The organism is Methyloligella sp. GL2 (genome assembly GCF_013341275.1).
In the GTDB taxonomy this organism is placed as follows: domain Bacteria; phylum Pseudomonadota; class Alphaproteobacteria; order Rhizobiales; family Methyloligellaceae; genus Methyloligella.
The window spans coordinates 2,486,522-2,506,599 of the sequence record NZ_CP054476.1 but is presented as its reverse complement, the minus strand read 5'-3'; the positions used below and the strand labels follow the sequence as shown (position 1 = coordinate 2,506,599).

The 20,078-nt window shown below is 63.0% G+C and carries 13 protein-coding genes; 5 read left to right on the top strand and 8 right to left on the bottom strand.

The genetic code is table 11. From position 1 onward, the window contains the following. Positions 1-11: 11 nt before the first annotated feature. The 3 genes from HT051_RS11730 to HT051_RS11720 all read right to left on the bottom strand — a co-directional run bounded on the left by HT051_RS11730 (position 12) and on the right by HT051_RS11720 (position 3,234). Positions 12-1,571: an NADH-quinone oxidoreductase subunit NuoF gene (locus HT051_RS11730; RefSeq protein ID WP_174542198.1), complete on the bottom strand. Its 1,560-nt coding sequence runs from the start codon at positions 1,569-1,571 to the stop codon at positions 12-14. Then, the gene (locus HT051_RS11725; protein WP_174542197.1) at positions 1,568-2,041 is read right to left on the bottom strand and encodes a formate dehydrogenase subunit gamma; all 474 of its coding nucleotides are present in this window, start codon (positions 2,039-2,041) and stop codon (positions 1,568-1,570) included. The genes HT051_RS11730 and HT051_RS11725 overlap by 4 nt, the downstream gene beginning before the upstream one ends. Positions 2,042-2,304: 263 nt before the next feature. After that, complete coding sequence (locus HT051_RS11720; RefSeq protein ID WP_174542196.1) at positions 2,305-3,234, bottom strand: LysR family transcriptional regulator; 930 nt, start codon at positions 3,232-3,234, stop codon at positions 2,305-2,307. A 296-nt stretch (positions 3,235-3,530) separates the two neighbouring features. Here HT051_RS11720 and glk point away from each other — a divergent pair, with 296 nt between their 5' ends. Continuing rightward, the gene (gene glk / locus HT051_RS11715; RefSeq protein ID WP_208454313.1) at positions 3,531-4,541 is read left to right on the top strand and encodes a glucokinase; all 1,011 of its coding nucleotides are present in this window, start codon (positions 3,531-3,533) and stop codon (positions 4,539-4,541) included. Here glk and bla read toward each other — a convergent pair. From bla to carA, 4 genes are all read right to left on the bottom strand, one after another. After that, positions 4,538-5,419 (bottom strand): class A beta-lactamase, encoded by an 882-nt coding sequence (bla, locus tag HT051_RS11710; RefSeq protein WP_174542195.1) that lies wholly within the window; start codon positions 5,417-5,419, stop codon positions 4,538-4,540. The genes glk and bla overlap by 4 nt on opposite strands. 74 nt (positions 5,420-5,493) lie before the next feature. Further along, positions 5,494-5,967, bottom strand: coding sequence for a transcription elongation factor GreA (gene greA / locus HT051_RS11705; RefSeq protein WP_174542194.1), 474 nt, complete (start codon positions 5,965-5,967; stop codon positions 5,494-5,496). Between the two features lie 116 nt (positions 5,968-6,083). After that, on the bottom strand, positions 6,084-9,500 hold the full coding sequence (gene carB, locus HT051_RS11700; protein ID WP_174542193.1) for a carbamoyl-phosphate synthase large subunit: 3,417 nt from the start codon (positions 9,498-9,500) through the stop codon (positions 6,084-6,086). A 376-nt stretch (positions 9,501-9,876) separates the two neighbouring features. Beyond that, on the bottom strand, positions 9,877-11,106 hold the full coding sequence (gene carA / locus HT051_RS11695; RefSeq protein WP_174542192.1) for a glutamine-hydrolyzing carbamoyl-phosphate synthase small subunit: 1,230 nt from the start codon (positions 11,104-11,106) through the stop codon (positions 9,877-9,879). A 249-nt stretch (positions 11,107-11,355) separates the two neighbouring features. On the opposite strand from carA, the gene HT051_RS11690 reads away from it, so the two are divergent. Continuing rightward, complete coding sequence (locus HT051_RS11690) at positions 11,356-11,805, top strand: GatB/YqeY domain-containing protein (RefSeq protein ID WP_174542191.1); 450 nt, start codon at positions 11,356-11,358, stop codon at positions 11,803-11,805. A gap of 214 nt (positions 11,806-12,019) precedes the next feature. Here HT051_RS11690 and HT051_RS11685 read toward each other — a convergent pair whose 3' ends face one another. Then, positions 12,020-12,253 carry a hypothetical protein gene (locus tag HT051_RS11685; RefSeq protein ID WP_174542190.1) on the bottom strand — a complete coding sequence of 78 codons (234 nt, stop codon included), beginning with the start codon at positions 12,251-12,253 and terminating at the stop codon, positions 12,020-12,022. Positions 12,254-12,481: 228 nt separating this feature from the next. Between HT051_RS11685 and dnaG the strand changes: the two genes are divergently transcribed. From dnaG to HT051_RS11670, 3 genes are all read left to right on the top strand, one after another. After that, the gene (gene dnaG, locus HT051_RS11680; RefSeq protein ID WP_174542189.1) at positions 12,482-14,443 is read left to right on the top strand and encodes a DNA primase; all 1,962 of its coding nucleotides are present in this window, start codon (positions 12,482-12,484) and stop codon (positions 14,441-14,443) included. A 573-nt stretch (positions 14,444-15,016) separates the two neighbouring features. Then, entirely contained in the window at positions 15,017-17,008 is a 1,992-nt protein-coding gene (rpoD, locus tag HT051_RS11675) for an RNA polymerase sigma factor RpoD (protein WP_174542188.1), read from the top strand. 348 nt (positions 17,009-17,356) lie between these two features. Further along, a complete protein-coding gene (locus HT051_RS11670; RefSeq protein ID WP_174542187.1) occupies positions 17,357-19,795 on the top strand; it encodes a DUF4238 domain-containing protein in 2,439 nt (812 codons plus the stop codon). The last annotated feature ends 283 nt before the right edge of the window (positions 19,796-20,078 follow it).

Below are 20,078 nucleotides of genomic sequence, written 5' to 3'. Positions count from 1 at the left end.
CGTGTTCAATCTCACTCGGCAGCTTCCAGGCGCTTAGGCTCGGCGCCGAAATCTTCCGGGAAATGGGTTAGCGCGCTCATCACGGGGTAGGGGGTGAACCCACCGAGCGCGCAAAGGGATCCAAATTTCATCGTGTCGCAGAGATCCTCGAGCACAGCGAGGTTCGCCTGCCTGTTCTCGCCGGCCATGATCTTGTCGAGCAGCTCCACGCCGCGGCTGGAGCCGATCCGGCATGGCGTGCACTTGCCGCAAGACTCTACGGCGCAGAACTCCATGGCGAAGCGTGCCATCTTGGCCATGTCGACGGTCTCGTCGAACACCACGATGCCGCCATGGCCGATCAGAGCATCCTCGGCGGAGAATTCTTCGTAGCCGAACGGCAATTGGAACTGGGACGGGTGCAGATAAGCGCCGAGCGGGCCACCCACCTGAACCGCGCGGACCTCCTTGCCCGAACGCGTACCGCCGCCGATATCGTTCACCAGCTCGCCGAGCGTGATGCCGAACGCGGTCTCGTAAAGCCCGCCATGCTTGATGTTGCCGGCAAGCTGGATCGGCATCGTGCCGCGGGAGCGCCCGACGCCGAACTCCTGATAGTGAGAGCCGCCATCGGCGATGATGTGCGGCACGGCGGAAAGCGACAGCACGTTGTTGATGATGGTCGGCTTGCCGAACAGGCCGACATGGGCCGGAAGCGGCGGCTTGGCGCGGACCTCGCCGCGCTTGCCCTCGACGCTGTCCAGCAGCGAGGTCTCTTCGCCGCAGACATAGGCGCCGGCGCCGACCCGGACTTCCATGTCGTAGCTGAAGCCGGAGCCGAGAATGTTGTCGCCGAGCGTGCCCGCCTCGCGTGCCGCCTCGATCGCCGCATTCATCGCTTCGACCGCATGCGGATATTCGGAGCGGATATAGACGTAGCCGTAGGTGGCGCCCACCGCGATGCCGGCGATGGTCATCCCCTCGATCAGCATCAGGGGATCGCCTTCCATCAGCATGCGGTCGGCGAAGGTGCCGCTATCGCCCTCGTCGGCATTGCAGACGATGTATTTTTCCGGCGATTGCGCCTGATACACCGTGTTCCACTTGATGCCGGTGGGGAAGCCCGCACCGCCGCGGCCGCGAAGCCCGGAGGTGGTGATCTCCTCGATGATGGCTTCCTGCCCCATCTCGATGGCCTTCTTCAGGCCGACATAGCCGCCATGGGCTTTGTAGTCCTCGATGGAGCGGGGATCGGTGATGCCGACCCGGGCGAAGGTGAGCCGGGTCTGACGTTTGAAGAACGGAATTTCTTCCACCAGGCCGAGCTTCAGCGGATGATCGCCGGCCTCGAAGAAATTTGCCTCGAACAGGCTGTCGACATCGGACTCCTGCACCGGGCCGTAACCGATGCGGCCCTCGGGCGTCTCGACCTCGACCAGAGGCTCCAGCCAGAACATGCCGCGCGAGCCGTTGCGCACGATCTCAATGTCGATGCCGTCTTTCTGCGCGCGCTTGGCGACGGCCTTGGCCACCTCGTCGGCGCCCAAAGCCAGCGAGCCGGCGTCGCGGGGAATGAAGATTCGCGTGCTCATCGGTCTGCCTCCGAGACGATGGCGTCGATCTTGGCCTCGTCCAGCATGGCATAGACCTTGTCGTCGAGCATCGCCGCCGGCGAGCTGTGGCAGAGCCCCAGGCAGTAGACCGGTTCGAGCGTGACGCTGCCATCGGCGGTGGTCTCGCCCATGCCGATGCCGAGACGCTCCTCGGCCCGGGCGATCAGCGCATTGCCGCCGGCCGCCTGGCAGGATTCCGCCCGGCAGACCTTGAGAATCCGCCGTCCCGGAACCTTTTTGCGAAAGTCGTGATAGAAGGTAACGCAGCCATGGACCTCGGCCCGAGACAGATTCAGCGTCTCGGCGATCATCACCACAGCTTCGTCCGGCACACAGCCGAAGGTTTCCTGCAAATCATGCAAGATCGGCAACGTGGCGCCTTTACGGTCTTTGTGCCGACTGATGATTTGCTCAGCGCGTTCGGCGCTGAATGATTCATAATTGTGCATACAGAGCCGCTCCCTAGAACGTCTCTGAAAGATGGCGAGAAACCCCTTTAGAATCAACAAAGCTAGCCTATCGACCGATAGGATTTGCCTATCGTTCGCGACGGCTTGTCGCGGTTTCGCGCCGCCGGCTGCCTAATGCTAAGGCATTGTCTTCATTCGGTAAAATTGGGTTCGCGGAAGGGGAAAACGCCGTTTGACGTCCCTCTGGTTGCCAAATCCCCACCTGCATCCATGAGGATTTCTCAAGAATATTTTTTCGATCCTCAGATTTGTCTGAGCATCGCCTCCATGTCGACGCTGTCGCTATTGAGCAAGGGCGCCAGCTGCTGTGCCTCCGAAACCAGCGCGCTGATCAGGGGAGTCAGCGGATCGCGATGCGGCACCACCAGGCCGACCGTATGGGTCACCTCCGGGTCGACGATGGGGATGGTGTTCACCGTCCCCTTCAATCCCAACGCTTCCGCCAATTTTGCCGGCATCACGCTGGCCCATTGCCCGGTCCGCACATGGGCGAACAGCGAGATGATGGAATCCGATTCCAGCGTCGGCGCCACCTCCGATCCGGAGGAGCGCAGCAGGCCCTCGATGATTCGCCGGTGCTGCATGTCGGGCGTGAGCAGGCAAAGCGGCACCTTGCCGACCTCTTCCCAGGTCACCGTCTGACGCTGGCCGAGCTCGTGCTGGGCCGAGATCAGCAGCCGGTAATGCTCGCTATAGAGCGGGTAGGTCTTCACCCGACCGAGCGGTTCGTTGTCCAGATAGGTCAGCCCGGCATCGATCTCCAGATTCTCCATCATGCCGAGAACCTCGATGGAGTTGCGGGTCAGCACCGTGAAGCTGACATCGGGATGCCGCGCCCGGTATGGCGTGGTGATCATCGCCACCATGGCCAGCGCCGTCGGGATCGAGGCGATGCGGATATGCCCGGTTAGCCCGTGCTTCAGGGATTCGATCTCCTGCCGCATGGCGCGGGTGTCGGAGACGATGCGCCGTGCCCAGTCGAGCACCCGCTCGCCTTCCGGCGTCAGCCCCTGGAAGCGCGAGCCGCGCTGCACCAGAAGCACGCCGAGCACGTCCTCCAGCTGCTTGATGCCGGCGGACAAGGTGGGCTGACTGACCCCGCACGCCTCGGCCGCATGGCCGAAATGGCGCTCACGGGCCAGGGCGATGATGAATTCGAGCTTGTCGATCATGAATTGCGGCGGCCGCTCCCAATTGCCAAGTCTTCTACCAAGTCGTCTGCCTGTTCTTCGGCGCTTGCACGATTTTGATCCCCGCAACCGCGGGGCTCAACGGCAAACTCCCAATGATCCTTGGAAAACCATCATATAGGAGGCGTAGATGCTGCGCGCGCCTCCTGAACGCCTTATGACAGGGCGGGAGGCGAAAAGCACCCGTTTCCCATCATTCAAAATTCGATGTTAGGAGAGGGCGGAACAAACCGGGCGCCCCAGGCGTGGCGTTTTCGGAAGGGAGGACCAGGAGTACCGTGGATCAGATTGGAGAAACCGCACCGCGGGCCGAGGCCCAAGCGCTGGTCGCCGATATCGGCGGCACCAATGCGCGCTTTGCCCTGGCGCATCTGGAGACGCTGGAGATTTCCAATTTCCGCACCTTCAGCTGCGCCGAGCACGGCAATCTGGCGGAGGCCGCCGCGCTCTATCTCGCCGAGCTGCCGCAGGCCCCGCATTACGGCGCCTTTGCCGTCGCCGCCCCGGTCACCGGCGAGAGCGTGGAATTCACCAATTCGCCCTGGTCGTTCAGCCGGCGCGATTTCTGCGCCGAGGCCGGGCTCGAAGGTCTCCTGGTGCTCAACGATTTCGAGGCGCTGGCCCTATCGCTACCCCATCTCGATCCGGTGGATCTGAGCCAGATCGGCGGCGAGGAGCCGCTGGAGCGCGGCACCAAGGTGGTGCTGGGCCCCGGCACCGGCCTTGGCGCGGCGAGCCTGGTCTGGTCGGAAACGGGCTGGATCGCGGTGCCGGGCGAGGGCGGCCATATCAATCTGGCGCCGGCCCATACCGATCAGATCCCGCTGCTTTCCCGCATGATGGCAAACCGCGAGCATCTCTCCGCCGAGCGTATCCTGTCCGGTCCCGGGCTTTGCGATCTTTACCGCTATGTCGCCGAGGAGCGCGGCGCCGAACCCACATCGCTGCACGCCCGCGATATCGTCGCCCGCGCGAGCGACAATAGCGATCCCATCGCGGTCGAGACGCTGGAGCATTTCATCGCCTGGCTCGGCAGTTTCGCCGGCGATATGGCGATGATGCTGGGCGCCCGCGGCGGCGTCTATCTCGGCGGCGGCGTCTCCTTGCGCATTCTGGACTTCCTGCGCCAGGGCAAGTTCCGCCACTATTTCGAAGCCAAGGGCCGCATGCGCGACAAGCTGCTGAAGCCGATCCCGATCTATGTCATCGGCGCCGAAGCGCCGGCCTTGCAGGGCGCGGCGGCGGCTTTGCGGGCGGAGATGGAGAGCGGCATGCCGGCCGGGCTTTAGCCCGCAGAGGCCGCCTTACCGACGGCGGCAAGAACGCTATCCCGCGCAGGCCTGTCTTCCGGGCTCGCCGTCAGATAGGCGGCGATGAGAAGCGGCGGCCGGTCCGGCGGCCAGCAAATCGCGACATCGTTGCTGGTGCCATCCGGCCCCGTGCCGGTCCGATCCCCGGCGCGCCAGCCATCCGGCAACCCGGCCCGCAAACGGTCCTTACCGGTCTCGTTGGCGATCAGCCACGCCGTCAGCTGCTTGCGCGATTTTTCCGACAGCGCATCGCCGAGCGCCAGCCGGTTCAGATCGCGGACCATGGCGATCGGCGTGGTGGTATCGCGGGGATCGCCGGATGCGATGATATTGGCGTCGGGCTCGTAGCGGTCGATCCGGGTCTTGTCGTCGCCGAGTGCGCGCACATAGGCGGTCGCCGCCTCCGGCCCGCCGAGACTTGTCAGAATGAGATTGGCCGCGGTGTTGTCGCTCCAGGCCATCACCGCTTCGCACAAAGCATCGAGCGTCATCTTCTCGCCGGCGTGGTTTTCGGTGACGGGGGCGTATTCTTGGATGCCATCCGCCGGCACCAGGATCTGGCGATCCAGCGACTCCTCGCCTTCGTCGACCCTGTGAAGCACGGCCGCCACGGCGAGCAGCTTGAACGTCGAGCACATGGGAAAACGCTCGTCGCCGCGATGCGCCGTCAGCCTGCCGCTACCCGTATCCAGCACCGCAACGCCCAGCCGTCCGCCGCTCGCCGCTTCGATCTCGGCAAGCCGCGCACTCAGGGCATCGTCAGATGTCAGGGCAGATGCCGCAGCCCGTGCCGGGCCGAGACCGCCCAGCACCGCAGCCGCGACTGCAGCGTTCAGAAATTCGCGACGATGCATCATCGCGCCGCCATACGCGGCGGCTGCGACACAACGATGGCAATAGGGGTGGGGAGAAGCACGTCCGGCGCGGGCCGCTACTTATACTCGACCTTGACGATCTCGTAGGACTTGCCGCCCCCTGGCGTAGACACCTCGACGACATCGCCCTTGTTCTTGTTGAGCAGGGCGCGCGCGATGGGCGAGGTGATGGAGATCTTGCCCTCCTTCACATCCGCTTCCAGCTCGCCGACAATGCGGTATTTGACCTTCGCCTCGGTATCCTCGTCGATCAGCGTCACCGTCGCCCCGAACATCACCTGATTGCCCGAGAGCTTGGAGATGTCGATCACTTCGGCGCGGGAGAGCTTGTCTTCGAGGTCGGCGACACGCGCTTCGGTCATGCCTTGCTGCTCTTTGGCGGCATGATACTCGGCGTTCTCTGAGAGATCGCCATGCTCGCGCGCCTCGGCGATGGCCTTGATGATTCGCGGACGCTCCACGGTCTTCAGGTGCTTGATCTCCGCCTCAAGTGCGGCGAAGCCTTCCGCGGTCATCGGGACCTTGTCCATTCCAATTGCTCCTTAGCCGACCGGCCGCTGCCGGACCGCTAAATTAAAGTCACAAATTGCATGCCCCGCCAATAACTTGGCGACTACGATGCTTGAAAAGCGAGAAAACGGACCGATTACGGGCGCGCAGCTACGTAGTCTTGCAACGGCGCCACTTCGAGACTTCCGGCCCGGAGTGCCTTGATGGCCTCTGTCGCGGCCATCGCACCGGCTAAAGTTGTATAATAGGGGATATGGTAGAGCAAGGCCGTCCGGCGGATGGAGAAGCTGTCCGCCAGCGCGCGCTGCCCTTCCGTGGTGTTGAACACCATATCCACCTCGCCGTTCGACATCGCGTCGACGATATGCGGCCGGCCCTCCAGCACCTTGTTGACCCGCTCGCAAGCAATGCCTTGCTCGGAGAGGAAGCGCTGCGTGCCGCGCGTGGCGAGAATCCGGAAGCCCATCTCGGCGAGCGTGCGCACCGGCGCCACCACCTTGGCCTTGTCGGCATCCTTGATCGAGACGAACACTGTGCCGCCGAGGGGAAGCTTGCTGCCGCCGCCGAGCTGGCTCTTGGCGAAGGCGATGGCGTAATCCTTGTCGATACCCATCACCTCGCCGGTGGAGCGCATCTCCGGCCCCAGCACCGGATCGACGCCGGGGAAGCGGGCGAAGGGGAACACGGCCTCTTTCACCGCGATATGCTCCAGCTTGCGGGGGCGCAGCCCGAAATCGGCCAGCGGCTTGCCCGCCATCACCTGGGCGGCGATCGCCGCGATCGGCACGCCGATCACCTTGGCGACGAAGGGCACCGTGCGGCTCGCCCGCGGGTTCACCTCCAGGATGAAGATCTCATCGCCCTGGATGGCGTATTGCACATTCATCAGCCCGATCACGCCGAGGGCGCGCGCCAGCATCTCGGTCTGGCGCTCCAGCTCGGCGATGGTGGCGTCGCTCAAGGAGTGCGGCGGCAGCGAGCAGGCGCTGTCGCCCGAATGCACGCCTGCCTCCTCGATATGCTCCATCACCCCGCAGATGAAGACGTCCTTGCCGTCGGAGAGGCAGTCGACATCCACCTCGATGGCGTCGCGCAAATAGGTATCGATCAGCACCGGGCTTTTGCCGGAGACCACCACCGCCTCGGCGATATAGCGCTCCAGCTGGGCTTCCTCGCGCACGATCTCCATCGCCCGTCCGCCCAACACGTAAGACGGCCGGATCACCAGCGGGAAGCCGATTTCCCGTGCGATTTCGACGGCTTGCTCGGCCGAGCGGGCAATGCCGTTGACCGGCTGAACCAGTCCCAGCTCCTCGATCAGCGCCTTGAACCGGTCGCGGTCCTCGGCCAGGTCGATGGCGTCGGGCGAGGTGCCGAGGATCGGCACATCCGCCGCTTCCAGCGCCGCGGCGAGCTTCAGCGGCGTCTGCCCGCCGAACTGCACGATGACGCCTTTCAGCGTGCCGTTGGTCTTCTCCTTGGCGATGATCTCCAGCACGTCCTCTTCCGTCAGCGGCTCGAAATACAGCCGGTCGGAGGTGTCGTAATCGGTGGAGACCGTCTCCGGATTGCAGTTGACCATGATGGTCTCGAACCCGGCATCGGAGAGCGTGAAGGCGGCGTGGCAGCAGCAATAATCGAACTCGATGCCTTGGCCGATACGGTTCGGCCCGCCGCCGAGGATGATCACCTTCTGCTTGTCGGAAGGACGCGCCTCGCACATGGCCGTGCCGGCGAAATCGGCCTCGTAGGTCGAATACATATAGGCGGTGGGGGAGGCGAACTCTGCCGCGCAGGTGTCGATCCGCTTATAGACCGGGTGCACGTCGAGGGCGGTGCGCGCCTCGTAGACCTCCGCCGGGGTCTTATCGGTGAGCTTGGCCAGCCGCTCGTCGGAGAAGCCCATGGCTTTCAGCTGGCGCATCTGGCCGGCGCTGGTCGGCAGGCCGTGCTGCTTCACCCGCTCTTCCCAATAGAGGATGTCCTGCAGCTGGCGCAGGAACCACGGGTCGATCTTGCAGAATTCGTAGATGGTCTCCGCATCGACGCCGAGGCGCATGGCCTGCGCCACCTTCAAGAGGCGGTCAGGCATCGGCGTGCCGAGCGCGGCGCGGATCACGTTCTTGTCGTCGCCTTCGCCTAAGCCTTCGAACCAGAACTCGTCCAGCCCGGTCAGCCCGGTCTCCATGGAGCGGAGCGCTTTTTGCAAGGATTCGGGGAAGCTACGGCCGATGGCCATGGCTTCGCCGACGGATTTCATCGCCGTGGTCAAGACCGGTTTGGAGCCGGAGAATTTTTCAAAGGCGAAGCGTGGGATCTTAGTCACCACGTAATCGATGGTTGGCTCGAACGAGGCCGGTGTCGCCCCGCCGGTGATGTCGTTTGCGAGCTCGTCCAGCGTGTAGCCGATGGCCAGCTTGGCGGCGACCTTGGCGATGGGGAAGCCCGTCGCCTTGGAGGCGAGCGCGGACGAGCGCGACACGCGCGGGTTCATCTCGATGACCACCAGGCGCCCGTCTTCCGGGTTCACCGCGAACTGCACATTGGAGCCGCCGGTCTCCACCCCGATCTCGCGCAACACCGCGATCGAGGCGTTGCGCATGATCTGATATTCCTTGTCGGTCAGAGTCAGCGCCGGCGCCACGGTGATCGAATCGCCCGTATGCACGCCCATCGGATCGATATTCTCGATCGAGCAGATGATGATGCAGTTGTCGTCCTTATCCCGGACGACCTCCATCTCGTATTCCTTCCAGCCGAGCACCGATTCCTCGATCAGCACTTCGCAGGTCGGGGAGGCGTCCAGCCCCCGCTCGATGATCTCCAGGAACTCTTCGCGGTTATAGGCGATGCCGCCGCCCGTGCCGCCGAGGGTGAAGGAGGGACGGATAATGGCGGGCAGGCCGATTTCGATCAGCGCTTCCAGCGCTTCGATCAGCCCCTTCTCGACATAGCGCCGCCGCCGCTCCGCATCGCCTTGCGCCCATTCTTTCTCGAAAGCGTCGCGCAGCTCGGCCTTCTCCTCGGCGCTGGCGTCGAGACCAGCGATGCGGTCGAGCTCGGCCTGATAGGTTTCCCGGTCGGCGCGCTTCAGCTCCGCCGCATCGGCCAGGCGCGAGCGCGGCGTCTCCAGGCCGATCTTGTTCATCGCCTCGCGGAACAGCTCGCGGTCCTCGGCCTTGTCGATGGCTTCGGCCCGGGCGCCGATCATCTCCACGCCATAGCGCTCCAGCGCCCCGGAGCGGTGCAGGCTGAGCGCGGTGTTTAGCGCCGTCTGGCCGCCCATGGTGGGGAGCACCGCATCGGGCCGCTCCTTCTCGATGATCTTGGCGACGAAATCCGGCGTGATTGGCTCGATATAGGTGGCGTCCGCCACATCGGGATCGGTCATGATCGTGGCCGGATTGGAATTGACCAGGATCACCCGATAGCCCTCTTCTTTCAGGGCCTTGCAGGCTTGTGTGCCAGAATAATCGAACTCGCAGGCCTGGCCGATAATGATCGGCCCAGCCCCGATAACGAGGATGGATTTTATATCGTCGCGTTTGGGCATCAGGCGCGGGGTAATGCTCCGACCGGTCAGCTTCGCCGTGACCGGAGATCGACAGCCTTCAGAATTGCGGGCTAGGAGCGCTCTTTAGACCAGAAAGCGCGGCCAGGGAAGGGGGGCTGCGTCTCCTCCCCAGCTTGTTGTCCTCTCTCGCCCACCAAACGCGGCGAAACCTCGGCGTGTTCCCTTGAGAGGGAGAGCGGTTTAGCCCAGCCCAGGCGTCATTGCCGGGCAAGCGCTCAAGTAGCGTAAAGCGCGGTAGCGCTGGCAAAGAGATGTCCCGGCAATCCATGAACACCTCGGCATGATCTCTGGCACCGTGGTCATGGATGCCCGGCACAAGGCCGGGCATGACAACGAGGTTAGAGCAGCGACGGATCTAAGACTTGCCGTCCTTCGCTGCGTCCATCGCCTCGACGAAGCGGGTGAAGAGGTAATGGGAGTCCTGCGGGCCCGGTGAGGCTTCCGGATGATACTGCACCGAGAACACCGGCTTGCCCTTCAGTCGCAGGCCGCAATTGGAGCCGTCGAACAGCGAGACATGGGTCTCTTCCACCGCGTCCGACAGGCTCTCCCGGTCCACGGTGAAGCCGTGATTCATCGAGGTGATCTCGACCTTGCCCGTGGTGTGGTCCTTCACCGGATGATTGGCACCGTGATGGCCCTGATGCATCTTCGAGGTCTTGGCGCCAAGCGCCAGGCCCAGCAGCTGATGGCCGAGGCAGATACCGAACACCGGCAGGCCCGAATCGACCAGCTTCCGGATCTCCGGCACGGCATAGGCGCCGGTCGCTGCCGGGTCGCCCGGTCCGTTGGAGAGGAACACCCCATCGGGCTTGCGCTCCAAGATCTCTTCGGCGCTCGTGCTGGCCGAGACCACTGTCACCCGGCAGCCCGAGGCCACCAGCTCGCGCAGGATATTGGTCTTCAGCCCGTAATCGATGGCCACCACGTTGTGGCGGGGCTCGGCCTTGGCGGTGAAGCCCTTGCCCCACTCCCAGGCGCCTTCGTCCCAGGAATAGGTCTGGGCGGTGGTCACGTCCTTGGCGAGGTCCAGCCCCACCATGCCGCCCCATTCGGCGGCCTGGCGCTTCAGATCGGGGATATCGAAATTGCCGCTGGGATCGAAGGCGATCACCGCGTTCGGCATGCCCTTCTCGCGGGTCAGCGCCGTCAGCGCCCGGGTATCCACCCCGGTGATGGCGATGATGCCGCGCGCCTTCAGCCATTCGTCGAAGCCTTGCGCCGCCCGGTAATTGGAGGGCGCGGTGATCGGCTCGCGCAGCACGCAGCCCTTCACGCCGGAGGAGGCGGCCAGATTCGCCGTCTCGATATCCTCCGGGTTCGCCCCGACATTGCCGATATGGGGGAAGGTGAAGGTGATGATCTGCCCCGAATAGGAGGGGTCGGTCAGGATCTCCTGATACCCGGTCATCGCCGTGTTGAAGCAGACCTCGCCAACGGCGACGCCCGGCGCGCCGGCGCCCATACCTTCGATCACCGTGCCGTCGGCCAGCACCAGCAGCGCTGTCGGCACCTGATCGGCCCATCCGGGCACGCTCGACGCCGCGCCGGCGCCAGCCTCGTTTTCGGTTTTTGCCTGATCCATGGTCTTTCGGTGAACTTGAGCCTCGCGCCGCGCGACATTCGCCGCCTTCTCAACCGTTAAGAAGGCGTGGACTTGGCGAGGGCTTGTAAGAACCCGACATCGTTTACGCCATAGCATTCTCGCCGTCAAGTTGAGGCGTTAGAAATTATGCTGTGGAAACAATGGGTTAGCGGAGCAAAATCAGTTGCGTAAAAAGGCCGCTTCACGATAGGTTGGCGGTTCACTTCAAGCTCCCGGAAAATCGAACCCATGCGCGATCAGATCACCGCCGCCTTGAAAGAGGCGCTCAAGGCGCAAGACAAGCGCCGCACCTCCACCTTGCGTATGGTCTCCGCCGCCATCAAGGACCGCGATATCGAAGCCCGCGGCGCCGGTAAGGAGCAGGCCAGCGAGGACGAGTTGCTGCAGCTTCTCGCCAAGATGGTCAAACAGCGCGAAGAGTCCCGCAAAGTCTACGCCGAAGCCGGGCGCGACGAGCTCGCCGCCCAGGAGGCCGAGGAGATCGTCATCATCGGCGAATTCATGCCCAAGCAGCTTTCCGATGAGGAGATGGCCGCGGCCATCGATGCCGCCATCGCCAAGACCGGCGCGGAAAGCATCAAGGATATGGGCAAGGTGATGGGCGCGCTGAAAACCGACTACGCCGGCCAGATGGATTTCGGCAAGGCGGGCGCAGCGGTCAAAGCCAAGCTGGGCTGAAGCTTTTTCACTTTCGTCATTCCGGCATCAAGGTCGGTGCTCTGTGCGGGTGGGCACCGTCTTCGCGCCTCGTCATCCTGAGGAGCGCGCATCGCGCGCCTCGAAGGAGACGTGGCCCGCGCGCAATCCATCCTTCGAGGCTCGCCGCGTTCCGCGCCGAGCGCCTCAGGATGACGCCCGTCGTGGTGCATGACGAAGGAGGAGGGGAGCGCGCCTAATGCCCGCGATAGAGCCGCGAGGCGGAATAGACCCCGAGCAGCATCAGCACGATGCCGGCCGCATCGGCCAGCGGGTCGCCCGGCCAGCGCCCGACCAGCAGGACGCCGACCAGCAGCGGGGTTAGCGCGAAGGCGAAATCGGCCGCGTTGAGCTTTCGCGGGCTCTTCCATAGGAAGTAGCCGATGGCGATCACCGCCAGCACCATGATCAGAAGAGCAACGATCAGCATGATATCTCCATTATCGCAGCTTTCGCGCCCCCGTCGATGCGGCGCGGCGCGCGCCCGATTCCTGCGTTAGTCTTTTGGTAACTTGGAAGTGGTGATCGGCGGAAAACGCGGGATATCCCCATATTCATGCTCTGTTCCGGCGGTGAAACATGGTGAAAAGCGGCCGCTTTCGTTGGTACGCCGCGCTTTTCGCCTGTTAGCTGCACAAAGAGAGGCCGAATCGGGAACATGAAATTTACCGACTCATTCCTGGATGAGATTCGCGCACGCCTGCCGGTTTCGCAGGTCGTGGGCCGGCGCGTGCAATTAAAACGCCGCGGCCGGGAATTCGTCGGGCTCAGCCCCTTCAACAAGGAGAAATCGCCCTCTTTCACGGTCAACGACCAGAAGGGATTTTATCACGACTTCTCCTCCGGGGCGCATGGCGACATCTTCCGCTTTCTGATGGAGACCGAGGGCCTCAGCTTCCCCGAGGCGGTGGAGCGCCTGGCGGGCGAGGCGGGCCTGCCGATGCCGAAGCCCGACCCGCACTACGAGAAGGTCGAAAAGAAGCGCCTCGGCCTGATCGAGGCGATGGAAGCGGCCGCCGAGCTGTTCGAGAAGCAGTTCGTCGCCCGCGAGGGACGCGCCGCCCGGAGCTATGCGCTCGGGCGCGGGCTTTCGGAAAAGACGATCAAAACCTTCCGCGTCGGCGCGGCGCCCAATTCCCGCGACTTCCTGAAGAACGCGCTCATCGGCAAGGGCTTCGGCGAGGACCTGCTGATCGAGGCAGGCCTCCTGATCAAACCCGATGACGGACGGGCGTCCTACGATCGCTTCCGCAACCGGCTGATCATCCCGATCCCCGATAGCCGCGGCCGCATCATCGCCTTCGGCGCGCGCACGTTGGAGGAGGGCGGCCAGCCGAAATATCTCAACTCGCCCGACACGCCGCTCTTCGACAAGGGCTCGAGCGTCTATAATTTCGCGCGCGCCCGCCGCGCCGCCCACGAGACCCAGTCCGTCATCGTCGCCGAAGGCTATATGGATGTGATCGCGCTGGATCAGGCCGGCTTCGGCAATGCGGTCGCCACCTTGGGCACTGCCTTTACCGAGCGGCAGATGCAGCTTCTCTGGCAGCTCGCGCCGGAGCCGGTCATCTGCTTCGACGGCGACCGGGCGGGCGAAGCCGCCGCCGCCCGCGCCATCGATCGTATGCTGCCCGTGCTGAAAGAGGGGCGCTCCTTCCGCTTCGCCTTTCTGCCCGAAGGCGAGGACCCCGACAGCCTGGTGCAAAATCAGGGCAAGGCGGCCTTCGAATCCGTGCTGGCCAAGGCCAAGCCCCTGATCGACATGGTGTGGAGCCGCGAGATCGCCGCCCAGGAGCTGGATACGCCGGAGCGCCGCGCTGCCCTGGAAAGCCGGCTGGAGCAGCTGCTCGGTCAGATCGGCAATATCCGGGTAAAGGAGCATTACGGCCGCGAGTTCAAATCGCGCCTTGGCGCCTTGTGGCAGAGCGCGAGCCGTCCCGCGCCGCAGCGCCGCGGCAACGATGCCCGCGGTCGCCTGCCGGCCTCAGCAAAGGGGCGCACCGGCTTCGAGCCGCGCAGCGATCAGAAGATCCGCCGCCTGAAGGACCTGCCGACATCGCCCCGCGGCTTCGCCATCACCTTGATCCTGGCGTTGATCAACCATCCCTGGCTGCTCGACGAATACACCGAGGAGATCGGCGATATCGATCTGCAGGGTGGGCTGTTCACCCAGGTGCTGGACCACGTCACCCAGGCGATTCTGGAATATCCCGGCATCTCCCGCGAGAATCTGGCCGCCGGCCTTGCCGCCCGGCCCCATGGCGAGCGCTTCGCCAAGATCGCGACAGAGAGCGCCTTCGCCCGCGTCGCCTTCCTGCAGACCCACACCGCGACCGACGAAGTTTCCGAACAGTTCCGCGATCTCTTGTTTCGCTGGCGGGCGCTTCCCACCTTGAAGCGCGAGCTGCTGGAGATCGCCGACCGTCTGGCCGATGCGACGGAGGCGGAATTCGAGCAATTCACCCGGCTGCAGGAGCAGGTCGCCAATGACGGCGTGGCCGAAGCCCATGAGGATGCCGGCGATCGCGAAGGGCAGGAACGTCTTCGCGAGGTGATCGCCCGGGTGCGGCGGGAAAAGATCGGCCAAAGCCGCGGCCGGCGGCCGGAAAAACGCGGATGAATCGCGATTCGCGAAGCTGTCTCTCGCGGGCCGGCGTCACAACGCCGCATTCCGGCCAAGGCGCGGCTTCGCCGCGATTCTCAGGCGCGTTTCGCCTCTTGGCCTTGACAGGGGGGCTTTGCCTCGCCAATTCCATACCTGAAAACGGTCTGCGCAAGGTCAAGCCTCGAAGAATCGGCGCTTTTCTTGCGTTTTCCGTCTTAAAGTTGGAAGAGGTGAGAAGAGGGCTGGCCAAGTTATTCAGGGGCGAAGCGTTGAACGCCTCCCCATAGAGAGCCCTATACTGATCACCCGCCCCGCCAAGGGGAGCGCGTCTAGGGCGAGCCGGACCCGTTACGGCGCTCTTGAGCTTGCACCCCTTATCTGGCGTATAAACGCCCGTTCCGCTTGCGGCCCTTTCGAAGGGCTGCCGAAGGTTTGGAAGGGATGACATGAGGGACCGGCCAGCCGGCCCAGGCGCGCATGCTTAATCGCCGGTTAACGACATCGGGGTTAAGGGCTGAGCCTTGCGCGATTCGTCGTAGAGAACATACCGGTTGGCGCGCCGCGAGAAAAGCGCTTCGGAGTATTTGAATGGCAGCCAAAACCGCTGAAGCCCAGACCCAAGAACAAGCCCCGGCAGAGACGCAGGACGGCCCCGTCCTGGATATGTCCGATGCCGCGGTCAAAAAGCTTATCAAGACCGCGAAAGCCCGCGGCTTCGTCACCTATGACGAGCTGAACGAGGTCCTCCCGTCCGAGGAAGTCTCCTCCGAGCAGATCGAGGACACCATGTCGATGCTGTCCGACATGGGCATCAACGTCATCGATTCCGACGAGGCCGAGGAGCAGGAAGGCGAGGGCGGCGGCGCGGTCGCCAAGGTGCAGGCTGTCGCCAAACCCGAGACCACTGCCAAAGAGCCGACCGAGCGCACCGACGATCCGGTGCGCATGTATTTGCGCGAGATGGGCTCGGTGGAGCTGCTCTCCCGCGAGGGCGAAATCGCCATCGCCAAGCGCATCGAGGCCGGCCGCGAGGCCATGATCGCCGGGCTCTGCGAAAGCCCGCTCACCTTTCAGGCCATCATCATTTGGCGCGAGGAGCTGAACGAAGGCAAGATCCTCCTGCGCGACATCATCGACCTCGAGGCCACCTATGCCGGCCCCGACGCCAAGGCCCCGGCCGCCTCCGAGAGCGAGGACGGCAAGGCCGACGAGGACGAGGCCAAATCCGAGAAAGCCGAGGGCGACGAAGAAGAGGGCGAGGGCGAGGGCGAATCCGAAGACGATTACGACGACGATGACGACATGGAGAACAACATGTCTCTCGCCGCCATGGAGGCCGAGCTCAAGCCCAAGGTGGTGGAGACCTTCGATCTCGTCGCCACCAACTATAAGAAGCTCCGCAAGCTGCAGGATCAGCTCGTCGAGAAGGCGATGAAGAACGAGTCGCTCTCCTCCGCTCAGGAGAAGCGCTACGACGCCCTGAAGGACGAAATCGTCGCCGAGATCAAGTCGCTCTCCCTCAATGCCAACCGCATCGAGAGCCTGGTCGAGACGCTTTACGACATCAACAAGAAGCTGATGGGCTATGAGGGCCGCTTGCTGCGCCTGGCCGAGAGCTATGGCGTCGCCCGCACCGACTTCCTGGAGGAGTATCGCGGCAACGAGCTGGACCCCAACTGGCTGCGCCGCGTCGGCCGCCTGAAGAAGAAGGGCTGGTCGGACTTCATCCATGACGAGAAGGGCATCGTCAAAGACATCCGCGGCGAGATTCAGAACCTCGCCGCCGAGACCGGCCTGCAGATCGGCGAGTTCCTCCGCATCGTCTCCATCGTGAAGAAGGGCGAGCGCGAGGCGCGCATCGCCAAGAAGGAGATGGTCGAGGCCAACCTGCGCCTGGTGATCTCCATCGCCAAGAAATACACCAACCGCGGCCTGCAATTCCTTGATTTGATTCAGGAAGGCAATATCGGCCTGATGAAGGCAGTGGATAAGTTCGAATACCGCCGCGGCTACAAATTCTCCACCTACGCCACCTGGTGGATCCGTCAGGCCATCACCCGCTCCATCGCCGACCAGGCGCGCACCATCCGCATCCCGGTGCATATGATCGAGACGATCAACAAGATCGTCCGCACCAGCCGCCAGATGCTGCACGAGATCGGCCGCGAGCCGACCCCGGAAGAGCTGGCCGAGAAGCTGGCCATGCCGCTGGAGAAGGTGCGCAAGGTTCTGAAGATCGCCAAGGAGCCGATCTCTCTCGAAACGCCGATCGGCGACGAGGAAGACAGCTATCTCGGCGATTTCATCGAGGATAAGAACGCCGTGCTGCCGATCGATGCGGCCATCCAGTCCAATTTGCGCGAGACCACCACGCGGGTGCTCGCCTCGCTCACCCCGCGCGAGGAGCGCGTGCTCCGCATGCGCTTCGGCATCGGCATGAATACCGACCACACCCTCGAAGAGGTCGGCCAGCAATTCTCCGTCACCCGCGAGCGCATCCGCCAGATCGAGGCCAAGGCACTGCGCAAGCTCAAGCACCCGTCGCGTTCGCGGAAGCTGCGCTCGTTCCTGGATAGCTAGGTCGCTTCACCTCTCCCCGGCGGGGAGAGGCCGCGCGCTTGCCCTCAAATAGCGAAGCGGTAGGGCATCGAAACGCGCGCGGGTGAGGGGGGCTTGCTAAAGTGGAAATCCGCCTCCCAACACGACGTCATGGCCGGGCGTGTCCCGGCCATCCACGATTTGAAGCTTGTCGATCCGCCTTTCAGCGCCAACTTCATCCCAGTTGGAACGGGGGAAGTCGAAGTCCGGAAGCTGCGGAGCTTAAAATTGATCACGGCTGCATCGATCGTTCCAAGCGATCAGCTGAAGAACTGTCGATTTTGATATTGGCGAAGGCATTGGCGTCTCGATGTAATACAAATCGCTGCGATGTCGGTCACGAGAGACAATCACTACGTCCCGCAATGGTACCAGGAGGGCTTCTTCGAGCCCGGCCTGAAATCGCTTGCCTATGTCGATATGACCCCGGACCAGAAAGTCCTCCCCGACGGGCGCGTGATCACTCAGAACGGCGCGTGGAATAATACGCCGACCTCAAGGGCATTCGTTCAGACGGATTTGTATTCGACCTTCTTCGGCACGTCCGTCAACGACGAGATCGAGCGCCGACTCTTCGGCGATATCGATACTAGGGGCTCGCAAGCCGTCCGCGCCTTCATAGGCAAGGACGTGCGCAAATGGCACGACCATTTCCAAGACTTTTTCGACTTTCTCGATATCCAGAAACTCCGTACGCCGAAGGGCTTGGACTGGCTAAAGGCCCAATATCCGGCCCTCACGCAGGACGAGCTGATGTTCGAGATGCAAGGCATACGAATGTTGAACTATACGATCTGGGCCGGCGGCGTGCGCGAGATTGCTTCTGCCGAAGACTCTGATGTGAAGTTCATCACGAGCGACCATCCCGTGACCGTCTACAATCACGCGATCCCTCCCACGGATGGCGCGTGCGCGTACCCGCTTGATCCCGGAATAGCGCTGCGGGGTTCGCAAACGCTTTACCCGATGGACCGGGACCATTGCCTAATCCTCACGAACCTGGAGTACGCGAAGGACCCGAGCACCGACCCGCTCCAGAAAAGGACCTTTGCGCGTAACTACCGACAGTCCGTAACGAGGATCGACGCGTTTATCCGCGAGCGGAAGCTTTCCGCGGAGGAAGTCGCTGAAATCAATTTCATCATCAAGAAGCGCGCGCGCCGGTATATCGGTGGCGGGCGCAAGGAATGGCTATATCCGGAAAAGACTGTAACGAAGCCGTGGACCGAACTCCGGAAAACGCTAATGCCGCCAGAACTCGGCCTGTTCAAATTCGGTGGCGAGATATTCGTCGGGTACGATAGCGGCGATGTTCACTACCAGGACGAGTTCGGCAGGACCGAGAAGCCGCGGGAGTTCTTGATTAAGAAGCCGCCGGACGAGCCGTTGCGGCCTGGCGACTACTGCGGATGTGGGCGTGGCAAATCTTTCAAAGAGTGCTGCCAGTCCAAGCCGGAGGCACTGCGCCCGGCCTGGAAAGAGAAGAGCATCCGCGAGCGCAACTTGATGCTCCAGAACGCTATCGTGAATGTGCTGGAACTAGAGTCCGGGAAGGACTGGGTGCAGATTCGCCGCGAGCTCACCGACGAGAAGATTGGCACGATCTACAATCTCTACGAAGGGCTATGGCCGCGAGAGACTGATCTGCTCGCGCTGCTGCCCAAGCCCGACGGAGAGGCTCGGGCCATCTACACCGGGTCTATCCACCCGTCGTCGATCACGGACTTCGCCCTGGCGGCTCCCCTGTACTTCGGCGAACTGATTGTGGCGCACCCGTTCGTCCACCCCGGAATAATGAAAAAGGAGATGAGCCCGACCGGCAACCCGAAGTCCTATCGGCAGGAGTTCCTGAAGACGATTTTGTTCTTCCTGAACGTCATGCCGCTCGTCGATCTCGGCTTGATTAATCTCATACCGGATCCCTGCGACTTCGACTTCCATCTTCGCGAACAGATGATGAGCATGGCACGGGCTCGAGCTCATCGCTTGAGCCCGAAGTACGACCCCCGCTTGCTAGAGACCATGGAAGAGGACCATCGGCGCAGCATCATGTTGATGCCGCCTGACGCGATGCGCGCGCAACTTCGCGAGCTTCACCCGGACCTTAGTGAGGCGAAGGTCGAGGCGCTCATGCGCGCCAGCGTGCATATGCGTGAGGATGATCCGTTGGCCGTCCTCCAGGAAGGCTCACTGGAAGGCGGCAAAGGTGGTGGGCAGATGAATATGTTCAAGCTTGTACCGAATTTCGAGATGACGATGTATTTGGCACAGGCAACGGGTGCCTGCATTGTTACGGATAGCCCATTGCGCTGGAGCGAGGTCCAGGGTGCTATCCGGCGGCGGTACATGGCCGCGACACCTGGTCTCGCCCCGCTCGTGACCGACATCGAGCGCTCGAAATTTGCATTCCCGCAGAGCGCGACCGATGTTGTGGCCGCGGTCTTAAGCAAGACTGGCGCGGGCTACCCGGATTTGCTCCGAGACCTTTTCAAGTACCTTTCCAATCTGGAGGAGCGCGGGGCGAAACCCAATCGCGAGGCGCAGTTAGTCAGCCGGTTCGCCAAAGTGCATGCCGCGGCGCAGGCCGGAATCAAGAAGTCGGGCGTGCCCGTGAAGGAGGGGCGCATCTCGTGCGTCTTCCCTCCGGGCGGTATACAGGACAACACGGTCAACCGGCTGCTTTTGATGTCGAGTTCTGAGAGGCACTTGCCGAGTGTGCCAATGGCCTTCTTCGTCGAACTCGGCCAAGCTTCCCTTGGTGGGCTCTAGTGGAAAACCATCGCGCTGGCGCCGGCGGCAGTGTGGGCTGTCGTGGGAGACGGACGAAACAGGCGAACACTGAACCACCTCTCCCCTTACACGTTAGAGATGCGGGGCCTCTCGATTGAGCAGCCCGACTTCTCCTACGCGCCTCTCCCGACGAGGTCCGCCGGAAGCGCCCGGTTCCCGCGGATAATCCTATCCGTGCTGTTTAGTCCCCGCACACCCACAAATCTCGGCTTGCAAATCAATCTGTTAACGCCCATGTGACAGGCTTCGATTTTGTGTTGAA